Source organism: Halomarina pelagica (assembly GCF_024228315.1).
GTDB lineage: Archaea > Halobacteriota > Halobacteria > Halobacteriales > Haloarculaceae > Halomarina > Halomarina pelagica.
In genome coordinates this window covers 2,620,297-2,638,803 of the sequence record NZ_CP100454.1, presented here as the reverse complement: position 1 = coordinate 2,638,803, position 18,507 = coordinate 2,620,297, and the positions used below count along the sequence as shown (strand labels likewise).

Here is an 18,507-nt window from a genome sequence, read left to right as displayed (position 1 = left end):
GCGGGGACGCTTGCCAACACTTAAAAATGATCGGAACCGAGCATGGGCAAATGTCTCCGTTCCACGCCGGAAACGACTCCGGCTCGGTCTCTACTATCACGGTGTACGACCTCGCACCGGACTGCACCGCCGACGTCGTCGAAGTCGGGGCGAACTACCACGCTACGGTCAACGGCGTCGTCGAGTACGGCGTCTTCGTCGATCTCTCCGACAGCGTCTCCGGGCTCGTCCACGAGTCGGAACTCCAGGGGAGCTACCGGGTCGGCGACTCGCTCATCGTCCGTCTCGAGGAGATCCGGGACAACGGCGACCTGAGCTTCACCGAGATCCAGCCCGAGGACTACCGTACCGAGGTCGTCGAGCAGGACCACGGCGTCGCCGTCGCGGACCTCGACGACGCGGTGGGCGACACGGTCCACCTCGAGGGCGAGATCGTCCAGATCCGCCAGACCGGCGGCCCGACGATCTTCCAGCTCCGCGACGCGACGGGCGTCGTGCCCTGCGCCGGCTTCGAGGAGGCGGGCGTTCGCGCCTACCCCGACCTCGCCGTCGGCGACCTCGTCCGCTTCGTCGGCGTGGTCGAGCGCCGGAACGGCTCGTTCCAGCTCGAAGTCGAGCGCGTCGAGTCGATCGAGGACCCCGAGTCGGTCCGCGCCGACCTCGACGCCGCGCTCGACGAGGCGGCCGAACCGCACGACACCGAACCGCTCGTCGAGTGGCCCGCGTTCGATCAACTGCGCGACGACCTCGCCGGCGTGGCGAAGATCCTCCGCCGGGCCATCCTCGACGGTCGTCCGATCCGGATGCGCCACCACGCCGACGGCGACGGGATGTGCGCGTCGGTCCCGCTCCAGCTCGCGCTCGAACGCTACATCGCCGAGGTCAACGAGGACCCCGACGCCCCGCGGCACCTCCTTCGCCGCCTGCCGAGCAAGGCCCCCTTCTACGAGATGGAGGACGTGACGCGCGATCTCAACTTCGCCCTGGAGGACCGCGAGCGCCACGGCCAGCAACTCCCCCTCCTGCTCATGCTCGACAACGGCTCGACGGAGGAGGACACGCCGGCCTACCGGACGCTCGCCGAGTACGACATCCCCATCGTGGTCGTCGATCACCACCACCCCGACCCCGAGGCGGTCGAGCCGTACGTCGAGGCGCACGTCAACCCCTACCTCCACGGCGAGGACTACCGCATCACGACCGGGATGATGTGCGTCGAACTCGCGCGCATGATCGATCCCGACCTCACGGACTCGGTGCGTCACATCCCGGCCGTCGCGGGGCTGTGCGACCGCTCGCGCGCCGACGCGATGGACGACTACCTCGCGCTCGCCGCGGAGGCCGGGTACGACGAGGACGACCTCGACGACGTCGGCGAGGCGCTCGACTACGCCGCCTTCTGGCTCCGTTACAACGACGGGACCAACCTCGTGAACGACGTCCTCGGCGTCGACCCGGCCGTCCGCGAGCGTCACGAGCGGCTGGTCGAGTTGCTCGCCTCGCGCGCCGAGCGCGACCGCGACCGCCAGCTCGACGTGGCGCTCCCGCACACCGAGCACGGGACGCTCGACAACGGCGCGCACCTCTACCGCGTGGACGTGGAGAACCACGCCCACCGCTTCACCTACCCCGCCCCCGGCAAGACCACCGGCGCGATCCACGACCGCAAGGTCCGCGAGCACGCCGGCGACCCGGTCATCACCATCGGCTACGGTCCCGACTTCGCCGTCCTCCGCAGCGACGGCGTTCGCCTCGACATTCCCGAGATGGTCACCCAGCTCACCGACGAGCACCCCGGTGCGGGCGTCTCCGGCGGCGGCCACCTCGTCGTCGGGAGCATCAAGTTCGTCTCCGGTCGACGCGAGGAGGTCCTCGACGCCCTGGTCGAGAAGATGGCCGACGCCGCGATCGACGAGGAACTCCGCAGCACGCTCCTGCGGGAGTAGTCCTTTCTCTCGGCTCGCCTCGAGTCACTCGAACTCCACCCGCCTGGCGAGCGCCAGCACCCCCGCCGCGGCCGCGGCGATCGCCCCGAGCAGGCCGAGCGGGACGCGCGTCCGCGTCGAACTCGCGCGCCAGTCGGCCTCGAACGCCCGGCCGTAGTACTCCCCGACCGCCTCGCCCTCCAGCACGAGCGCCACCTCCCTGTTCTCTCGCGCGGCGTGCGCGTTCCAGTTGAGGCTCCCGACGACGGCCAGGTCGCCGTCGACGACGACGCCCTTCGCGTGCACCTTCTCGAATCGCCCCCGCGGGTCGGCGAGGCGCACCGACAGCGGGACGTTCTCCCTGGTCGCGAGCGCGTTCAGCCGCTCTGCGAGCGCGGCGTTCTCCTCCCGGACGTACCACGCGCCGCTCAGCAGGACGCGCACCCGAACGCCGCGTCGCGCCGCCGCGACCGCCGCGCCGGTGAAGGGGCCGTCGGGACCGCCGAGCGACACCTGCACCACGTCCACCGAGCGCGTCGCGTTCGCGACGACGCCGCGGAGCGCGCGCTCCGCGTTGTCCGGCGCGGCGAGTACCCGAACGCGCTCAACGCGGAGGCGCTCCGGAGCGATCCGTCGCGGGTAGTCGCCCGCCGCGACCGTGGCGTTCACGAACGAGGCGTCCCGGCGGAACGCGCGCCAGGGGCGCGTGTCGAGCCAGCCGGTATCGGCGCGGAACGTCGCCGCCAGCGCCTCGGCGGTCCGCGCGTCGTTCACGACGACGCCCCATCCCCTGCTCGAGCGCCCCCCTATCCCGGAGGGTTTCCAGTTCTCCGTGAGTACGAGCGCCCGGTCGTCCGCGACGGCGTATTTCGCGTGGTGGTAGGCGTAGCGCGCCCGCGGCCCGTCGACGACGTGAACCGGGATCCCCGCCGCCGCGAGCCGGTCGAGGGCGCTCGCCTGCGCGGTCGTCATTCCGCCGACGGGACCGCCCTCGACGAGCACCTCGACCCGGACGCCGCGGCGGTGCGCCCGGAGGAGTTCGGTCGCGACCCGGTCGGAGGTGAACGTGTACCCGGCGAGCAGGATGCGCTCCTCGGCGTCAGCGAGGACGCGAACCGGGATTCCGGGGGAATCGGGGAGGACGAACGCCGTGGCGTTCGCCGGGCCGCTCTCGACGACGCGGCGGTCGGTCGCGCCGAGCGGTCGCCAACGGCGACGCTCCGCCCCGCGGACGTATCGCTCCCCCTCCGGCGCGTTCCGATACCGGAGCGAGTCGACGGGCGCGTCGTTCCGGAGCAGCCGGAGGCGCTCGCCTGCGTTCGAGAGCGCGGGGAGTTCGGAGACGCCGATCACCCGCTCGTCGAGGAGGCGACGGACGCGGTCGGGCGCGGTCGTCAGGACGATCCGACCGCCGACGGTCGTCGCCGGCAGGTCGGCGGTCAGCTCCTCGTCGGCCAGTCGATACGCGCCCAGTCGCGTCGCGGGGGGCGCGTCGAGGACGACGAACTCGCCCGCGTCGTCCGCCGCGACGGGGTTCGGGTAGACGCCGGCGAGTCGCGGCTCACGGCGCGGTTCCCGGTGTGGATCCGAGAGGGCGTGCGTATCCCGATGCGGAGCCGGCTGGTGCTCGGCGGCGGGGAGGGTGGCCGCGGCTGGCGGACTCGCGACGAGTCCGGGGACGAGGACCAGCCAGATCAGGACGACCCTGCGCACGGGGGGTTTGGTCCCGTTCTCGGATAAAAAGGTTCGCCGGGGATCGTCGGCCTACGCAGCCGCCTCGGGTTCCGCGCCGGTCGATCCGCCCTCGTCGAGCGCCTCGGCGGCCCGCTCGGCTTCGACCTGCACGATGTACGAGCGGTCGTCGGCGTGCTCGCTCGCGGCCTCGAGGGCGCGCTCGGTGCCGATCTGGTTGAGCGCCCACGCCGCGCTGGCGCGGACGGCGTCGCTGTCGTCGTCCTCCAGGACGTCGGAGAGCGGTTCGATCGCGCGCGTGTCGCCGATCATGCCGAGCGCGCGGGCGGCTCCGCTTCGGATCTCCGGGTCGTCGGCGACGAGGCGGTCGGCGACCGTCTGCGTGGCGGACTCGTCGCCGATCTCGCCGACGGTCTTCAGCACGACGCGCTGGAGCGGCGGGTTCGCGTCCCCCTCGATGTACGGGAGGAGCGTCTCGAGCGCGTCCGGGTTGCCGATCTTGCCGAGCACTCGGATGGCGTCCTGATCGCGGCGGTTCGCGAGCTGCATCATCGCGTCGTACGCCTCGGGTGCCCCGAGGCGTCTGAGCGCGTCGATGCAGTTCTCCTGCATGAAGTCGGAGTCGAACGTCTCGAACGCGAGGAGGATGGGTTCGGGGTCGCGCTCGGCCTCGGCGATGCGGACGACCGAGAGTTCCGGCGGGAAGTCCTTGCGGTTCATGGGCGTCAGCACGTCGTAGAACCCCTGGTAGTCGAGCTTCTGGACGACGGTGAGGTCGTCCCACTCCTGGGCCTCGTCGAGCCCCGTCTCCAGCCCGTCGACCGCTTCGAGGAGCGCGGCGATGGGCTCCCCGTCCTCGTCCGGGTCGAGCCCGGCGTTCTCGACGGTCTCGGCGGCGGAATCGAGCGCGTCGGCGGCGGCCTCCGGCGACCGTCCGGCGTCGCCGAGGTCCTCGCCGAGGATCTCGCCGGCGTCGTCGAGGAAGGCGTCGACCGCGGCGACCACCTCGTCGTCGCCGCGCTCGGTCCAGCGCGTGTCGCGGATGCGACCCGCGGACTCGCGGATCCCCTCCGCGACGTCCGACGCGTAGGGTCCGCGCTGGTCCTCTATGGCGCTGCGAACGTCCCCGACGCGGGCTTCGAGGTCGCCCCTGGGGTCCTCCTCGGCGTCCTCCTCGGCCTCCGGGAGCGTCTCCACGTCGGACTCGACGGCGTCGAGGTCCGATTCGACGGCGTCGAGGTCCGATTCCGTCTCCGCCCCGTCGAGGTCCGCCTCGATCGCGTCGAGGCGCTCGTCTAACGACTCGGGCGTCGCCTCCGTCGCCTCGGCGGCGTCGGCGTCCGTCTCCTCGTCCGACTCGTCCGACTCACCCGCCTCATCCGCTTCTTCCGACTCGCCCGCCTCGTCCGTCGGGGTCGCTTCGGCGTCCTCGCGCTCCTCGTCCGGGCGCTCCTCCGACTCCTCGGCGGGCGCGTCGGCTTCGTCATCCCCGTTGCTCATACAGAACGGTCCGGCAGTGCCCGGCAAGAGCGTTTCCTTTCGACGTTCGGTCACTCGAACTCGGCGTCGCGCCAGTAGAAGCGCGGCGCGAGCGAGAGGTAGGCGAGCGCGCCGACGAGCAGGACCTTCGGGAAGAGCCGCGAGAGCGCGTCCGGGGCGGCGACGGCGAGCACCTGCACGACGCCCATGGCGACGGCGTCCCGGGCGTAGAGGTCGGGGTAGGGGACGCGCGTCACCATCAGGGCGGCGAGGAGCGCGGTGGCGCCGAGCAGCGCCCACGGATCGCGCAGGCCGGCGAGGTAGCTCACGGCCAGCACGGTCGCCGCGAGCGTCGTCTGGACGCCCCGGGTCGCCGACTCCCCCGCGTCGTAGGCCGTGTAGAGGCCGAGGCGGACGACCGCCGCCCCGACGAACAGCGCGGGGACGATCACGGCGAGGGCGAACCGCGGGCCGGGGTCGGTCCCCCACGCCGCGACGGCGACCCCGAAGACGAACAGCGCGGGGGCCATCCCGAACGACGCCACGTCGGCGAGCGAGTCGAGGTACTCCCCGATCGGCGTTCCCCCGGTCGCGCGGGCGAGCACCCCGTCGAGCCCGTCTGCGACCGCGGCGAGGAGGACGAGCCGGGCGGCCGTCGCCACGTCGACGAGGACGAACGCCGCGGCGGCGAACCCGAGCGCCGCGTTCGTCACCGTCACGCAGTCGGCGAGGCCGAGCCGGCCGACGAATCGGGGACGCATACCCGATGCTGGGAGGACGACGCTTTAGGGCGTTCGGTTCGCGCGAACCGATCGTGGAGGCTATACGTCGCCGCCGACTCCTCTCACGCATGAGACGGCGAACGTTCCTCGCAGGTGCCGCGGGCGTCTCCGCGAGCGTCCTCGCGGGCTGTCTCGGCAGCGGCGCTCCAGGCGACCACGACGTCGGCATGGCGGCCAACGCGTTCGAGCCGCCCACGTACGAGGCGACCGTCGGTGAGACGGTCGTCTGGGGCAACAACGGGTCGCGATCGCACTCGGTCACCGCCTACGAGGGCGGCATCCCCGAGGCCGCCGAGTACTTCGCCTCCGGGGGATTCGAGAGCGAGCGGGCCGCCCGCGACGGCTACTGGAACGGCGAGGGCGTCGTCTACGCCGGCGAGACCTACGAGCACACGTTCGACGTCCCCGGCGAGTACCAGTACTTCTGCGTCCCCCACGAGCGCGCCGGGATGGTCGGGCGAATCGTCGTGACCGAGTGACCGCCCCGCGAACGTAACTCCAGTTCCTCCGAGAGACGCCGGTCGCCGGACGTGTCGACGCGCCGTCGAGCGGCGGCACCGATATTGTACGCACTTCTGATTGTATCGAAATATTGATTGTCTCGAAGCTGTTTACTTCGTGTCGTGCAACGACGCGCGTTCGCCCTCGCCGCGCTCCTGATGGCGGCGGCGTCCGTCGGCGCGGCGGGATCGTTCGTCCTCGGAGCCGACGACTCGTCCGCGGGCGTCCGCACCGCCGCCGACGGATCCGCGGCGGTCGAAACCGCCGCGACGGACGCGGGGGCGAACGACAACGCGGACGGCGATACGGACGACAACGCGGACGACGACGCGAAGGGGGGGACGGACCCGCCGTCCGACCGGACGTCGTCCGTCCCGCCGGACAACCCCTGGCGGTCGGCGGTCGTCGTCGTGGGGATCAACAACTCGGTCAACGACTCGCGGTCCTTCGAGCCGCACGTCCGGCGCGCGCTCGACTACTGGGCGGGCGAGGGAACGGAGCACGGCGACTACGAGGTGACGTTCGTCCTCGAGCCCGCCGCCGCCGACCCGGACGTGGAGGTCCGGTTCGTCGCGTCGATCCCGCACTGCGGGGTCGAGGACGACGGCGGCGGCGACGGAACGACCCTCGGATGCGCGCCCGTCCTGAACGAGGGGACGAGAGCGACCCCGCCGGAGGTCGTCCGCATCGCCGGCGGCTACAACGACACCTCGACGGTCCGGGTGCTCCGACACGAGTTCGGCCACCTCCTCGGGATCGAGCACGGCGAACCGCCGTTTCCCGTGATGAACGAGAGTTTCGACGCATCGCGTCTCCCCGAGCCGAACGCCTCCGACCGTCGTCGTCCGTGGAAGCCAGACGCCCTGAGGCTCTACGTCGACGCCGCGAACCACTCCGCCGACCGGGACGCGCTCGCCGAGCAAGCGCGCGGGGCGCTCTCGTACTACGAGCAGGGGGCCGAGGGGACACTCGAGACGAACGTCACGTTCGGGCTGGTCGAGAACCGCTCCGCGGCGAACGTCGTCGTCACGTTCCCCGAGTCGCTCGACTGCGAAAACGAGGCGGGGTCGTGCGCGCAGACGTACGGCGTCGACACGGACAACGACGGGGCGATCGAGTACTACACTCGGCTCCGCATCCAGATCGTCGGCATCGACGCGGAGGCGGTCGGCTGGCACGTCGGCGCGAACCTCGCGACGATCTTCGGTCTCGACGGCGAGGAGACGCCGCCCGCCTTCGTCGACGCCGGCTACGAGGACCGACGCCGCGAGTGGTGGACGTAGCGCTCGCGTCCTCGCCCGCGTCGGAACGCGGCCGCGTCGGGAGACGGACCCCGTTCGGTGTCGAAACGTCGGGGAGGTACGGGTTCGACCGATCGGCCGGTCGGCTAAAAGTCCGCTCGAAGACCGACTACGCTTCGCTCTCGACGTTCTCTTCGTCGACGTCGACGCTCGTCTCCTCCTCCTCGGCGACCTCCTCGGGGCGCGCTTCGAGGGTGAGCTTCTGGATCTCGACGCGGCGGAGCGGGTAGATGGTCTTGCCCTCCGCGTAGATGGCGGAGGAGAGACGACCCTCGACGACGCTGTCGACGAGGTCGTCGAAGGTGCGCTCGCGCGCCGCCTCGCGGACGATGTCGACCATCGTGTCGCGGATGGCCTTCTCCTGGCTGTGGTCCGCCTTCTTCGTCGTGAACGCGACGGGCTGTACCTGCACGCGGTAGTCGTCGGACGTGAGGACCGTCACGTACGCGGTGATCTTCGAGGACCCGCGGCGCACGAGGCTACGGAGGTAGTCGCGCGTCAGTTCGTGCTTGACGAACTCCGTGTAGGCGGCGTCCGAGCCGACGTCGTCGATCTTGAACGTCAGCTTCGTGTTGTTCTCGCTGGCGTCGTTCTTGATCGCGCCGAGCGTCGTTTCGATGGTTCGGCCGTAGACCAGTTCGGGGTCGTCGGCCGTGGTCTCACCGATCTCGGCCCGGTCGAATCGCTCCGGGGCGAGCACGGTGTACCAGCGTTTCTCCTGTCGTCGTCGGGAGACGGATCGTTCACTCATGATTGGTGTCTGTGTCGGTCAACTGCGATGCTACCGTGAGGTTGGTGACGTAGTCGTCCACCGTCGTGCGGAGGCCGCCGGTCGTCTCGCGCTCGATGACTGTCTCGACGACGTCCCCCTCGACCGTCGTTCGCATCTCGGGGGTGTTGTCGGGTTCGAGCGCCGCGGCGACGGTCGCCGCGTCGTCGAATCGGGTGCGGAGCGTCGCGCGCTTCATGCGCGCACCCCCCGTCGGAGCGTCTCGAGGAACGCCTCCGGTCCCGTCTCGCCCTCGTCGAGGTCGACGTGCGCGCGACGCCCGCGGCCGGTCGCCCGACCGCCGACCGCGTCGGCGGTCTCGGCGACGAGCGCCGCGACGTCGCGGCCGGCCGCGACCGCCGCGGAACCGGCCTCGCCGTCGATCGCGACCGCGATCGGCTCCGGCGAGCGGAAGTCCCGGACGAGTCGCGCGACGGTGTCGAGCGCGCTCCCGCAGGCCGCCCGAACGACGACGTACCCGTCGTACCGTTCGAGCGCGGCGTCCCGGACCGCCTCGTGTGCCGTCCGGGCGTGTTCGCGCCAGGCGTCGAGCGCGGTCTCGCGGCGGTCGTACCCGAGCGCCAGCGCCACGCCGACGCCGGGACGCTCGCGCGCGACGGCGTCGAGCACGTCCGCGTACCCCGCGAGCGTGGCGAACGGTCCCCCCGGAACGTAGGGTCGGAGGGAACGCTCGACCGCCTCGGACGCCCGCGGAGCGTCGCTCGCCCCCTCGAGCACCGACAGGGCGAGCAGCGACGCGATCGTCCGGCCCTCGCGCTCGACGCCCGCGAGCGCCTTCGCGGCCGCCTCGGGGCGACCGGAGAAGGGAGCGTGCGCGAGCGTGGTGTGCGCGAGACCGTCCGCGAGGTCGTCGGTGGGGATCGCGATGCCAGGTCGACGGTCGAGTTCGGCCGCGTCGAGCAGGTCGGCGTGCGCGCCGGGACCGTCGCCAGCGGCGACGGCACCCGCGAGCGCCAGGGTGGCGTCGGGCGTCGCGTCGAGTTCCGCGGCGACGGCCGCCGCCACGACGGAGAGCGCAGCGCCGCCCGCGATGGCGAGGTCACCGTCCGGGTGACCGACGCCGACCGTCAGGTCGTCGCCGTCCGCGATCGGACGGCGGGTGACGCTCGCCTGGTAGGCGACGTCGCGCTCGGCGAGCGCTCTGGCGAGCAACCCGAGCGCGGCCAGCGCGTCGCCGTCCGGCGTGGCGAACAGGCGGACGAACGCCGCCTCGCGCAGGCGAGCGGCGATGGCACTGGCGTCGGGGGCGGACTCGGCGGGACCGGCGGTGGACATGGATTCCCTATTCGAGCAGGCGCTTGGCCGTGTCGTAGGAGTACTTGAACTGCTCGTCGAGGACGTCGCCGCGGTAGTAGTTCACCAGGCGGCGGACCTTCGACTCGGTGTTCTGCAGGGCGCGCTTGTTCTGGTAGTCGCCCGGGTTCTCGTCCATGTGCTCGCGCAGGCGGATGGCCCGCTCGAGCAGGTGGCGGAGGTCCTCGGGGAGGTCCTCGCTCGCGTCGTGCTCGTCGAGGATCTCGGTGACCTTCTTGCCCGTCGCGAGCTTCACGTCGGGGACGGGGGTGCCCTGGACGCCCTCGTCCCGGAGCTTGATCCCGATGACGCTCGGGTCGTGCCCCTGTTCTGCGAGTTCGACGACGCGCTCCTCGATGCGCTCTGCGTCCACGTCACTCCACTCCGGTGGTTCGTCTGCCGTCGGGCGGTCCGAACCGGACGACCCGCGACGGCGGGTGTGCATTCGTGCCATAGTGTGAATTGGAACTGCACGAACCGCGAGTGGCGCTTGCAGCGCCGCCGCGCCGGTCGCGTCCGTGCGACCGGCGCGCGTGCACTACCGCACTCCCAAGCCGCGGAACCCCGCGGCGACGTCGGATATGCGGCCGTGCCGTTCCCACCTACCACTGTCGCGTCGGACTCAAAACGGTTTCTATACGCCCGGCTCTCTCCCTCGACGCTCCCCGTCGCGCCGGGGGGCGATCGCGTGCGGGCGGGCGAGCGCTCAGCCGCAGATGGCGGACGCTTCGATGGGGTTAAGTGGAGAGCAGAAATACGTTGGAATGCGTACTGCGGGCTTGTAGATCAGCGGCAGATCACTCCCTTGGCATGGGAGAGGCCCCGGGTTCAAATCCCGGCAAGTCCATTCGAAATTAACTGCCGTGAGCGGTGACTTTGGAACGATCAGAGACAGCCACAGTCCTTCGAAAAACGGCGAATCGGGGTTATCTGACGTAGCCACAGGGAAGAGAGACCATCGAGAATCTCGGCGCCCCCCGACGCCCTCGGGTGATGACGCGAGGGAGTACGACCCCCACGCGCCGATTTGCACCTACTGCGGGATCGGTATCCCGCACGACCATCGTCCGTGATCCGCGCTCGACGAGGGGGAGGGTACATGACCCTGCCGACCAGATTCATTTAACCCACGTATCGGAACTCGGCTTTGCGTGATCTATTTTCCCCACTCAATATTTTCCCACCCCTCGAAATGTTTGATTCGTAGCTCAAGTTCGAAGCGTTCCCAGTCGCAGTCACCGTAGAGGTATTGAACGAGGGCACCGAACTCGGAGTTATCGAGCATGATCCCACGGTCGCCGTAGTCGATGACGAATTCCTGCCTTCGGACGGTCTCGAACGCTTCTTTTGCGGCGTCGCCCTTGTGGGCTGGATAGGCCGTCTTATTGAGAACGACATCACGGGGGAGTGGTCGGCCGTAGGCGTGGTTCGTGACGAGGACGCGGAGTACCGCGCAAACAAGTTCCGTCTCGCTCATACACCGTACAACGATGTAGGGATAATAAACCAGCCTACTTTGATGTAGGGTTAGGGCCACAATTGATATACGACGGACCAACGATAGAGTAGGCATGAGCAGAACAGCCAATACGCGCACGACGAAAGAGGAGCGGCTCGAATATCCGTCGGGATGGTTGTACCTCTGTCAACACGATAGCGTCCACTTCATCATCGACGCGCTCCTTCAGGTCGATCCGAAAAAGGAGTTCACCAAAACCGAACTCGCCGAATTCGCCGGGATTAGTACTCAAAGCGTCCGGCGTCATTTGGATAAACTCGTTGAAGCGGGGATCGTCGCGGAGACGGCCGGGGGGAAGCGATACCATTACGATCTCGAAAGCCCGACAGGCCAGCTCGTCGCGGAACTAAACGCGGAACTCGTCGCGATTGGGGCCGGGCGAGCGACCCCGAGCGCGGACGAGTAGCCAATCCAGCGTTGAGAGGGGTTCCGAGAATGGCCGTCTCTCGGAAACGTCGATCCGCGCGACGGTCTATCAGATGACCCAGCCGTGTCTGATCGGGTCTTGTCCGCACGACCGCGAACCGGAGACCTGCGAAGCGACGGCCCACGGCCACGAAAGCGAGTGTCCAAGCTCGCGTTCGCCGCACGGTATCCGTCGCGGAGCTATCACGCGATTCCTGCGCGACGGTGTGCCGGAGCGCGTCGTGAGCGACCGCGTGAATGTCCCTCACGATATTCTGGATCGACACGACCGACGGACAGAGCGCGAGAAGATGGATCTACGACGCGAGTTCTTCGAGGACGATGAACCATGACGCGAATCCACGATAGAGGGAGCACAGCCAGCACACCGGAGCGCCGCGAACACCCGATTCGGTCGTCCCCCGGCACGTCCATCGGAGCGAGACGGGGGACGTGGACCGATCAGTAGAACTCGCCGGGGAACTCGTGAGCGTTCGCGGCCAGCAGACGGACGGCGGGTTCGACCTCCTCGAAGTTCGGCCCCCGTGAGACGGTTTGCGCCTCCCGGTCCCACTCGATGAGACCCACGTCGGCTAGCTTCGGGAGGTGGTTGTGGTACAGCTGAAAGGTGTCCGAATGCGGAGACGTCCCGTCGAGCGATCGCCGCTGTCCGGGGCGGAAGTCCGGAGACGACACGGCAGCGGCGTGCCCGCGTGCGAGGATTCCTTCGGGAACCTGAACCGAACGGACGTCACACAGTGCTACGAGCAAGCGCCGCCGGACGTCGGCGGTCAACAACTCGAACAGTGTCGATACATCAACCATGACGACATGTATGTTCGAATACTAATAAGCTCTTTGATAGTATATAGTTCGTGGATCCGAACCGAAATCCGGGGCCTACCGATCGTCGCGTGACGCTCGTCGATGTCCTCCGAGGACCGAGCGATCCGCGGCGGCGGCGGACGTCCGGTTGTCGCGTCCGTCCTTGCTGCTCCCTCGCGCGGCGAGTCCGACGAACTGCCGGGCCCCGAGCACCGCCGGAGGGGCCGACACCCCAAAGTAGAGCGCTCGACTCCCCGCCCCGTTCGACTGCGGAGGGGGTTGAGAATTCCACGTTTTATACGGCAGTCGCTCTAAAAGGAATTAAGTAACGGTACTACATCGAGTCGTAACGGGATCGAACGGATCGTCCTCCCCAAAATACCGTAGAATCCGATACTGAAAATAATTGTGCCTGTGTCCGTCGAGCCACGGCCGTACGCGAACGGCGTCAACGACGCCCACCGGTCGGTACACGCAGCACGATGTCCTCGAATCGACGCGAAAGGAAGAGACGGGCGGTCGGGGGACGGAGTCCCGACCGCCGGTCGTCCCGGTGTTGGTGCGGTCGCACGCGAGGGGCGGGTAGACCCGCGGCGACACCGGATCGTCACCGCCCGGTGAAATAGTTAGTCGCCGTGCATTCGCGATAAGGACGGCCGTAACGCACGGAAGACGTCACGGTGCGATCGCTCGATTCGGCGCGCGGTCGCGTCACGTCACGTTACGTTACGTCACGTCACGCCGCATCGACGCGCGTGAACTGCCACGGCGGCGAGATACGTCCCCCGATGGCTCGTCGGTCGCGTCGCTTCGCTATCTCTGTGAGTAACTATTACATCCCCGGCCGACGTAGCGAAACGTCGCCGCGCACAGACCGATCGACGCCGCGGCGACACTCGAGTAAGTTCGTCAGCGGGGGCGGAACTATCACCGATCGTCCGCCCCCGTTCTTCGACCGACGCTCCCACCGACCGGCGAGACCGTCGTCCGCGCCGGACGAAGCCGAGAACGAGCGACCGTCGAACCCCCGACAGAGTGTCGTAATGCGGACTCGTCGGTCGATAGACCTCATTTACGACGGTGTATCGGCCCGAGAGCTTCGTTTTCGAAGGCAGAACCGATAAAGCTCGACGGGGCGTTAGGAGGAGTGTTGTCCTCCCCCGACGGGTTCGATTCGACCGCGTGGGGGAGTCGGCCGTTCGACCCGGTGGGGTCCGCGGCGCGGCGGCCGGACGGTGGCCGATCAGGAGGGGACGATAATGACAGGGAGACCCGACGAAACCGACCACGAGACGCGCGGGCACGCCGACCTTCCGAACGCGAACGACGGAGCGGACGAGACGGAGTCGCGTGCGAGACACGGCACACACGCACAGCCCAGGGTGGAGGAGTCGCTCGTAGAGGAGGAAGCGACGTCGCACGAGACGCACCCGCAGATGCGTCGCGGGGGACGCGAGGGAGGGGAGACACACGGGACACACGGGGCTCACGGGGGAGACGAGGGACACGAGGGACACGGGGGCGGAATGCACGCCGGGCACGAACGGCTGTTCCGGCGGCGGTTCTTCGTCTCGCTGGCCCTGTCGATCCCCGTCCTGCTCTACAGCGAGGGGTTGCAGGAACTGCTCGGGTTCTCCGCGCCGGCGTTCCCCGGTAGCGAGTGGGCGTCGCCCGTCTTCTCGGTCGTCGTCTTCGCCTACGGCGGCGTTCCGTTCCTCCGGATGGCGGTCCCGGAACTGCGCGCGCGCCAGCCCGGCATGATGACGCTCATCTCGCTCGCGATCACCGTCGCCTTCGTCTACAGCCTCGCGACGGTGGTCTTCCTCCCCGGCATGGACTTCTTCTGGGAACTGGTGACGCTGATCGACATCATGCTGCTCGGTCACTGGATCGAGATGCGTAGCGTCCGGCAGGCGTCGAGCGCGCTCGACGAACTCGCGAAGCTCCTCCCCGACACCGCAGAGCGCGTCACCGGGGACGGGGAGACCGAGGAGGTGCCCGTCGGTGACCTCGAACCGGGCGACCAGGTGCTCGTCCGCCCGGGGGCGAACGTGCCCGCCGACGGCGTCGTCGAGGAGGGGAGTTCGGACGTCGACGAGGCGATGATCACCGGCGAGTCCCGCCCGGTCGAGAAGGCACCCGACGACGAGGTGATCGGGGGGACGATCAACGGGGCCGGGAGCCTCCGCGTTCGGATCACGGCGACCGGCGACGAGACGACCCTCTCGGGCATCATGCGACTCGTCGAGGAGGCCCAGGGGAGCAGGTCCCGGACGCAGATGCTGGCCGACCGAGCGGCGGGCTGGCTGTTCTACGTCGCGCTCGCCGCGGCGGCCGTCACGGCGGTCGCGTGGAGCGTCGCGGTCGGCTTCGACGTCGCGGTCGTCGAGCGCGTGGTGACGGTGCTCGTCATCGCCTGTCCCCACGCGCTCGGGTTGGCGATCCCGCTCGTCGTCGCGATCAACACCTCCCTCGCCGCCCGAAACGGCATGCTCGTCCGCGACCGGATCGCGATGGAGGAGGCTCGGAACGTCGACACGATCGTCTTCGACAAGACCGGGACGCTCACCAGGGGCGAGCAGGGGGTGGTCGGGGTCGCCACCGTCGACGGGACGGACGAGGACGAGGCGCTCGCGCTCACGGCCGCGGTCGAGGGCGACTCCGAGCACATCATCGCCCGGGCCGTCCGCGAGGCCGCCGAGGGCCGCGACCTCGCGGTGCCGGCCGTGAGCGAGTTCGAGGCCATCGAGGGGCGGGGCGTCCGCGCGACCGTCGACGGCCGGACGGTCCACGTCGGCGGGCCGAACCTCCTCGACCTGCTCGGCGTCGAACCCGCCCCCGAACTCGCCGCGTTCGCGGCGGAGGCGGGGGCCAACGCCCGGACCGTCGTCTACCTCGTTCGCGACGGCGAGGCGATCGCGGCGGTCGCGCTCGCCGACGTGATCCGCGAGGAGAGCCGGCGGGCGATCGAGGCGCTCCACGAGATGGGCGTGGAGGTGGCGATGCTCACCGGCGACTCCGAGGACGTGGCCCGCGCCGTCGCCGCCGACCTCGGCATCGACACCTACTTCGCCGAGGTGCTGCCGGAGGACAAGGACGGGAAGATCGTCGAACTCCAGCGGCAGGGTAAACTCGTCGCGATGGTCGGCGACGGCGTCAACGACGCCCCGGCGCTGACGCGCGCGGACGTCGGCATCGCGATCGGGTCCGGCACGGACGTGGCGGTCGAGTCGGCCGACGTCGTCCTCGTGCAGAACAACCCGCTTGACGTGGTTCGGCTGGTCGCTCTCTCGCGGAAGAGCTACCGGAAGATGCAGGAGAACCTCGTCTGGGCGGCCGGGTACAACGTGTTCGCCATCCCGCTCGCGGCGGGCGTGCTCGCGCCGATCGGGATCCTGCTCTCGCCGGCGATCGGCGCGATCCTGATGTCCCTCTCGACGGTGATCGTCGCGATCAACGCCCAGTTCCTCCGCCGGGCGGACCTCGCCGTGCCGACCCTGCGCGGCGTCTCCCCGCACGGGGAGGCGCGGCCGGCCGACTGAGGGCCGAGCCGAGGCCGAGGACGACCCGCGGGAACGCGCTCCGCCGGCGTGACGGACGCCGCCAGCGCACTTCTGCCGCCGGCGTATCTCTCCTCGCCGGGCGCACACACCGCCGGCACAACGCGCATTACGCGCCCGGCCGTACGACGATTCCATCTGCTCGGCATGGCACTATCCGGCTACCTCACCGCGCTGGCGCTGGGCGCGCTCCCGGCGCTCGGTAACTTCGCGGGCGGCCTGCTCGCCGAAGCGGTTCGCGTCTCGGAGCGGACGCTCGCGGCGTCGAGCGATCGGAAGGTGTATGACATCCTCCCCGGCGTAAACGCCGGGAGACGCCTGCGTCTCCCGAGCCTCGCTTCACGTCGTTCAGCGAGACGCCGGGGTTCCCTCGCGCTGGGGGGTATCGCTTACCGGCCCACGGAGGCAACTTGCGGGTTCGTGCGCTCCTCGTTGGGACAAGAGCGTGGTGACTCTGACCACTCGTGGTCGTCCCACTTGAGGCGCACGGGCCGTGCCATCGGCCGTGGTACGTCTGTCTGCCGTTGACGAGACACTGCGTGTCTCGTTCGCCAATCAGAAATCTTCGATTTCTGATGACGTCTCAGGAACGTCTCACTGGCGGTGAGGTCCGCGTGCCCCTCGAAGCCGCACGGACACGTCAGCGTGTCGCGGTGGCGCGTCGTCCGGTCGGTCGAACTGCACTGCGGACACTCTTGGGAAGTCCACGCTTCCGAGCGGACTTCGACCGTCATGCCGTACTCCTCGGCGGTACACGCGAGGCGCTTGACGAACGCACGGAACGCCCAGAAGTTGTGCGTTTTCGCGTTCGCTCGCACCGACCAATGCGCATCGAGTACGTCCGTCAACGCCCCGACGTATACCGTCGAAACGCCTTCGCCGTGCACCCGTTCGATGAGGTCGCGGGCAAGCGCGTCTTGGGCGTGGTCGCGGCGTCTCGTCCGCCCACGGTACAGCGAGCGTATCCGATTCGAGGAGTACCGGCCATCGTCCAAGAGTGATTGGAGACGGGCGATTTCTCGCGTCGCCTCGCGGAACCGCTCGAACAGGTCGCGCCCTTCGTACAGCAGTTGCGTGCCGGTCGTGGTCGTACAGGCGACGAGATTGTTCGCACCAATATCCAGAGCGGCCGTTTCGTCGGCCAGTGGTTGTGCCAGTCGAGAATTGTCGATTGTGACTGGCTGAAAGGCCCTGAATGTCTGTGCGTTCTCGTCCCAGACCAACTCTAACCGGCCCTGCTTGTCGTACTCGTCCCAGTTGGGTTTGCCCCGAACTTCGAGTCGAAGCCTCTCGCGGTGTCCAAGACCGTACTGGTCTTTCAGGTCTTTGCCGACGAGGATTTCGAGTCGGGAGTAGTCGCCCCACTTGACCGAGTACGAGGTGTTGCGGATATACGTTCGGAGTTCGCGGCCTTCGCGTTCGTTGCCCCAGTATCCGGGCTTGCCGTTGGCTTCGCCCTTCTTCTTGAGCGCGAAGAACGAGCGCCACGCTTCGCGGTTCTTCCGTTCGATTTGCTGAACGGTTGACGCGCCGAGCGTGCCGCCGTAGCGGCCGCGATACTCGCTGATGTCCCACACGTCGGCGTCTGGATCGGCGTAGTTCTCGCGTCGCTCAAAGTTGATTTCGTTCCAGAGAGCGGCAGAAGCGTCCAACAGGCGTCGAAGCAACTCCTCGTCCGCGTCGGACTGAGGAACCACGTCGAACGTGTTGGTCCGCTTCATCATTACTACGTACTACCGGAACGCACATAACTGTTCCGTTCATGTGATGTTCATGGTCGCAATACGAATCGAGTTCGATGACGACGACCAGTACGAGCGGTTGAAAGCGTTGAAGAAACACCGTGGCCTGACGTGGAAGGGGTTGCTCCTCGAAGGCGAGAAGCGCGTCCGGGAGGATACCCCGGACTGAGCGGTGTCAGCGGTTGTTCCGCAGTTGTCGGACTCACGCCCGCCGTAAACGGCGGGACTCTCTCCTTGAATCAGGTAGCCGGCCGAGAGTTACAGTTCGTCCCCGCCGTGAAAGAGCGTCAGCTCCTCCGCCTCGTAGATGTTGATCAGCTCCGTGACGAGTTCGTCGTAGGACTCGTCCTCCTCGCGCAGGCCGTTCAGCCGCTCGATGGTCTCCTCGCGTAGTTCCACGGTGGGCATGACGGCTGGACCTACGGCCACGGTGCGTATTAATGTGTGGCAGGTGCGGTCAGTCCGCCCGCTCCGCCCCTCGTTCCCACACGTTGTCCACGGACTCGCCGCTCGGCGGCGTGTGATCGACGTCCTTCAGCGTCTGCTTCTCTGTCATTGCTACGCAATAGCAGAGGACTACTATTTAACTCCTTCATGGGAGTAACACTAACTCTCCCAGGTGACTTGAAGTGTATAATGCCCCTAGTATGGAGCCGGTCTCCTGTCCGACGGCCGGCCGCCGTCGACCGCGCG

The 18,507-nt window shown here is 68.6% G+C and carries 18 protein-coding genes, 1 tRNA gene and 1 pseudogene; 8 read left to right on the top strand and 12 right to left on the bottom strand.

Annotated features, from left to right (window positions below):
* Positions 1-50: 50 nt before the first annotated feature.
* Positions 51-1,946, top strand: coding sequence for a Hef-associated nuclease (han, locus tag NKI68_RS13700; RefSeq protein WP_254543661.1), 1,896 nt, complete (start codon positions 51-53; stop codon positions 1,944-1,946).
* Positions 1,947-1,970: 24 nt separating this feature from the next.
* Here the strand turns inward: han and NKI68_RS13695 are convergent, their stop codons facing one another.
* Genes NKI68_RS13695 through NKI68_RS13685 form a run of 3 tightly spaced genes read right to left on the bottom strand, consistent with a single transcriptional unit; the run spans position 1,971 to position 5,857 of the window.
* Entirely contained in the window at positions 1,971-3,638 is a 1,668-nt protein-coding gene (locus tag NKI68_RS13695; RefSeq protein ID WP_254543660.1) for a phospholipase D-like domain-containing protein, read from the bottom strand.
* A gap of 51 nt (positions 3,639-3,689) precedes the next feature.
* Positions 3,690-5,117, bottom strand: coding sequence for a HEAT repeat domain-containing protein (locus NKI68_RS13690; RefSeq protein WP_254543659.1), 1,428 nt, complete (start codon positions 5,115-5,117; stop codon positions 3,690-3,692).
* 50 nt (positions 5,118-5,167) lie between these two features.
* Positions 5,168-5,857 (bottom strand): protein sorting system archaetidylserine synthase, encoded by a 690-nt coding sequence (locus tag NKI68_RS13685; protein WP_254543658.1) that lies wholly within the window; start codon positions 5,855-5,857, stop codon positions 5,168-5,170.
* An 89-nt stretch (positions 5,858-5,946) separates the two neighbouring features.
* On the opposite strand from NKI68_RS13685, the gene NKI68_RS13680 reads away from it, so the two are divergent.
* Complete coding sequence (locus NKI68_RS13680; RefSeq protein ID WP_254543657.1) at positions 5,947-6,357, top strand: plastocyanin/azurin family copper-binding protein; 411 nt, start codon at positions 5,947-5,949, stop codon at positions 6,355-6,357.
* Between the two features lie 144 nt (positions 6,358-6,501).
* Positions 6,502-7,662 (top strand): zinc metalloprotease, encoded by a 1,161-nt coding sequence (locus NKI68_RS13675; protein WP_254543656.1) that lies wholly within the window; start codon positions 6,502-6,504, stop codon positions 7,660-7,662.
* A gap of 127 nt (positions 7,663-7,789) precedes the next feature.
* Here NKI68_RS13675 and NKI68_RS13670 read toward each other — a convergent pair whose 3' ends face one another.
* From NKI68_RS13670 to NKI68_RS13655, 4 genes are read right to left on the bottom strand one after another with little or no spacing between them, the layout of a single operon-like run.
* On the bottom strand, positions 7,790-8,431 hold the full coding sequence (locus NKI68_RS13670; RefSeq protein ID WP_254543655.1) for a 30S ribosomal protein S3ae: 642 nt from the start codon (positions 8,429-8,431) through the stop codon (positions 7,790-7,792).
* Entirely contained in the window at positions 8,424-8,648 is a 225-nt protein-coding gene (locus NKI68_RS13665; protein WP_254543654.1) for a KEOPS complex subunit Pcc1, read from the bottom strand. The genes NKI68_RS13670 and NKI68_RS13665 overlap by 8 nt, the downstream gene beginning before the upstream one ends.
* The gene (locus NKI68_RS13660; RefSeq protein WP_254543653.1) at positions 8,645-9,745 is read right to left on the bottom strand and encodes a hypothetical protein; all 1,101 of its coding nucleotides are present in this window, start codon (positions 9,743-9,745) and stop codon (positions 8,645-8,647) included. Before NKI68_RS13660 ends, NKI68_RS13665 begins: the two co-directional genes overlap by 4 nt.
* A gap of 7 nt (positions 9,746-9,752) precedes the next feature.
* Positions 9,753-10,217 (bottom strand): 30S ribosomal protein S15, encoded by a 465-nt coding sequence (locus NKI68_RS13655; RefSeq protein ID WP_254543652.1) that lies wholly within the window; start codon positions 10,215-10,217, stop codon positions 9,753-9,755.
* 321 nt (positions 10,218-10,538) lie between these two features.
* On the opposite strand from NKI68_RS13655, the gene NKI68_RS13650 reads away from it, so the two are divergent.
* A tRNA-Ala gene (locus NKI68_RS13650) sits at positions 10,539-10,610 on the top strand.
* Between the two features lie 309 nt (positions 10,611-10,919).
* Here NKI68_RS13650 and NKI68_RS13645 read toward each other — a convergent pair.
* Entirely contained in the window at positions 10,920-11,240 is a 321-nt protein-coding gene (locus NKI68_RS13645; RefSeq protein WP_254543651.1) for a hypothetical protein, read from the bottom strand.
* 94 nt (positions 11,241-11,334) lie between these two features.
* On the opposite strand from NKI68_RS13645, the gene NKI68_RS13640 reads away from it, so the two are divergent.
* Both NKI68_RS13640 and NKI68_RS23810 read left to right on the top strand, forming a co-directional pair.
* Positions 11,335-11,688 (top strand): winged helix-turn-helix domain-containing protein, encoded by a 354-nt coding sequence (locus NKI68_RS13640; protein WP_254543650.1) that lies wholly within the window; start codon positions 11,335-11,337, stop codon positions 11,686-11,688.
* A 22-nt stretch (positions 11,689-11,710) separates the two neighbouring features.
* A pseudogene (locus tag NKI68_RS23810) lies at positions 11,711-12,040 on the top strand (site-specific integrase); the annotation flags it as partial.
* Positions 12,041-12,149: 109 nt separating this feature from the next.
* Here the strand turns inward: NKI68_RS23810 and NKI68_RS13635 are convergent.
* A complete protein-coding gene (locus tag NKI68_RS13635) occupies positions 12,150-12,512 on the bottom strand; it encodes a DUF7344 domain-containing protein (protein ID WP_254543649.1) in 363 nt (120 codons plus the stop codon).
* A gap of 1,259 nt (positions 12,513-13,771) precedes the next feature.
* On the opposite strand from NKI68_RS13635, the gene NKI68_RS13630 reads away from it, so the two are divergent.
* Positions 13,772-16,054: a copper-translocating P-type ATPase gene (locus NKI68_RS13630; RefSeq protein WP_438267779.1), complete on the top strand. Its 2,283-nt coding sequence runs from the start codon at positions 13,772-13,774 to the stop codon at positions 16,052-16,054.
* A gap of 407 nt (positions 16,055-16,461) precedes the next feature.
* On the opposite strand, the gene NKI68_RS13625 is transcribed toward NKI68_RS13630, so the two are convergent.
* On the bottom strand, positions 16,462-17,793 hold the full coding sequence (locus NKI68_RS13625) for an RNA-guided endonuclease InsQ/TnpB family protein (protein WP_254543648.1): 1,332 nt from the start codon (positions 17,791-17,793) through the stop codon (positions 16,462-16,464).
* 52 nt (positions 17,794-17,845) lie between these two features.
* Here NKI68_RS13625 and NKI68_RS13620 point away from each other — a divergent pair, with 52 nt between their 5' ends.
* On the top strand, positions 17,846-17,983 hold the full coding sequence (locus NKI68_RS13620; protein ID WP_254543647.1) for a hypothetical protein: 138 nt from the start codon (positions 17,846-17,848) through the stop codon (positions 17,981-17,983).
* 89 nt (positions 17,984-18,072) lie between these two features.
* On the opposite strand, the gene NKI68_RS13615 is transcribed toward NKI68_RS13620, so the two are convergent.
* Positions 18,073-18,222 carry a DUF7557 family protein gene (locus NKI68_RS13615; RefSeq protein ID WP_254543646.1) on the bottom strand — a complete coding sequence of 50 codons (150 nt, stop codon included), beginning with the start codon at positions 18,220-18,222 and terminating at the stop codon, positions 18,073-18,075.
* A gap of 49 nt (positions 18,223-18,271) precedes the next feature.
* A complete protein-coding gene (locus tag NKI68_RS24040; protein ID WP_497007289.1) occupies positions 18,272-18,370 on the bottom strand; it encodes a DUF7989 family protein in 99 nt (32 codons plus the stop codon).
* Positions 18,371-18,507 lie beyond the last annotated feature (137 nt).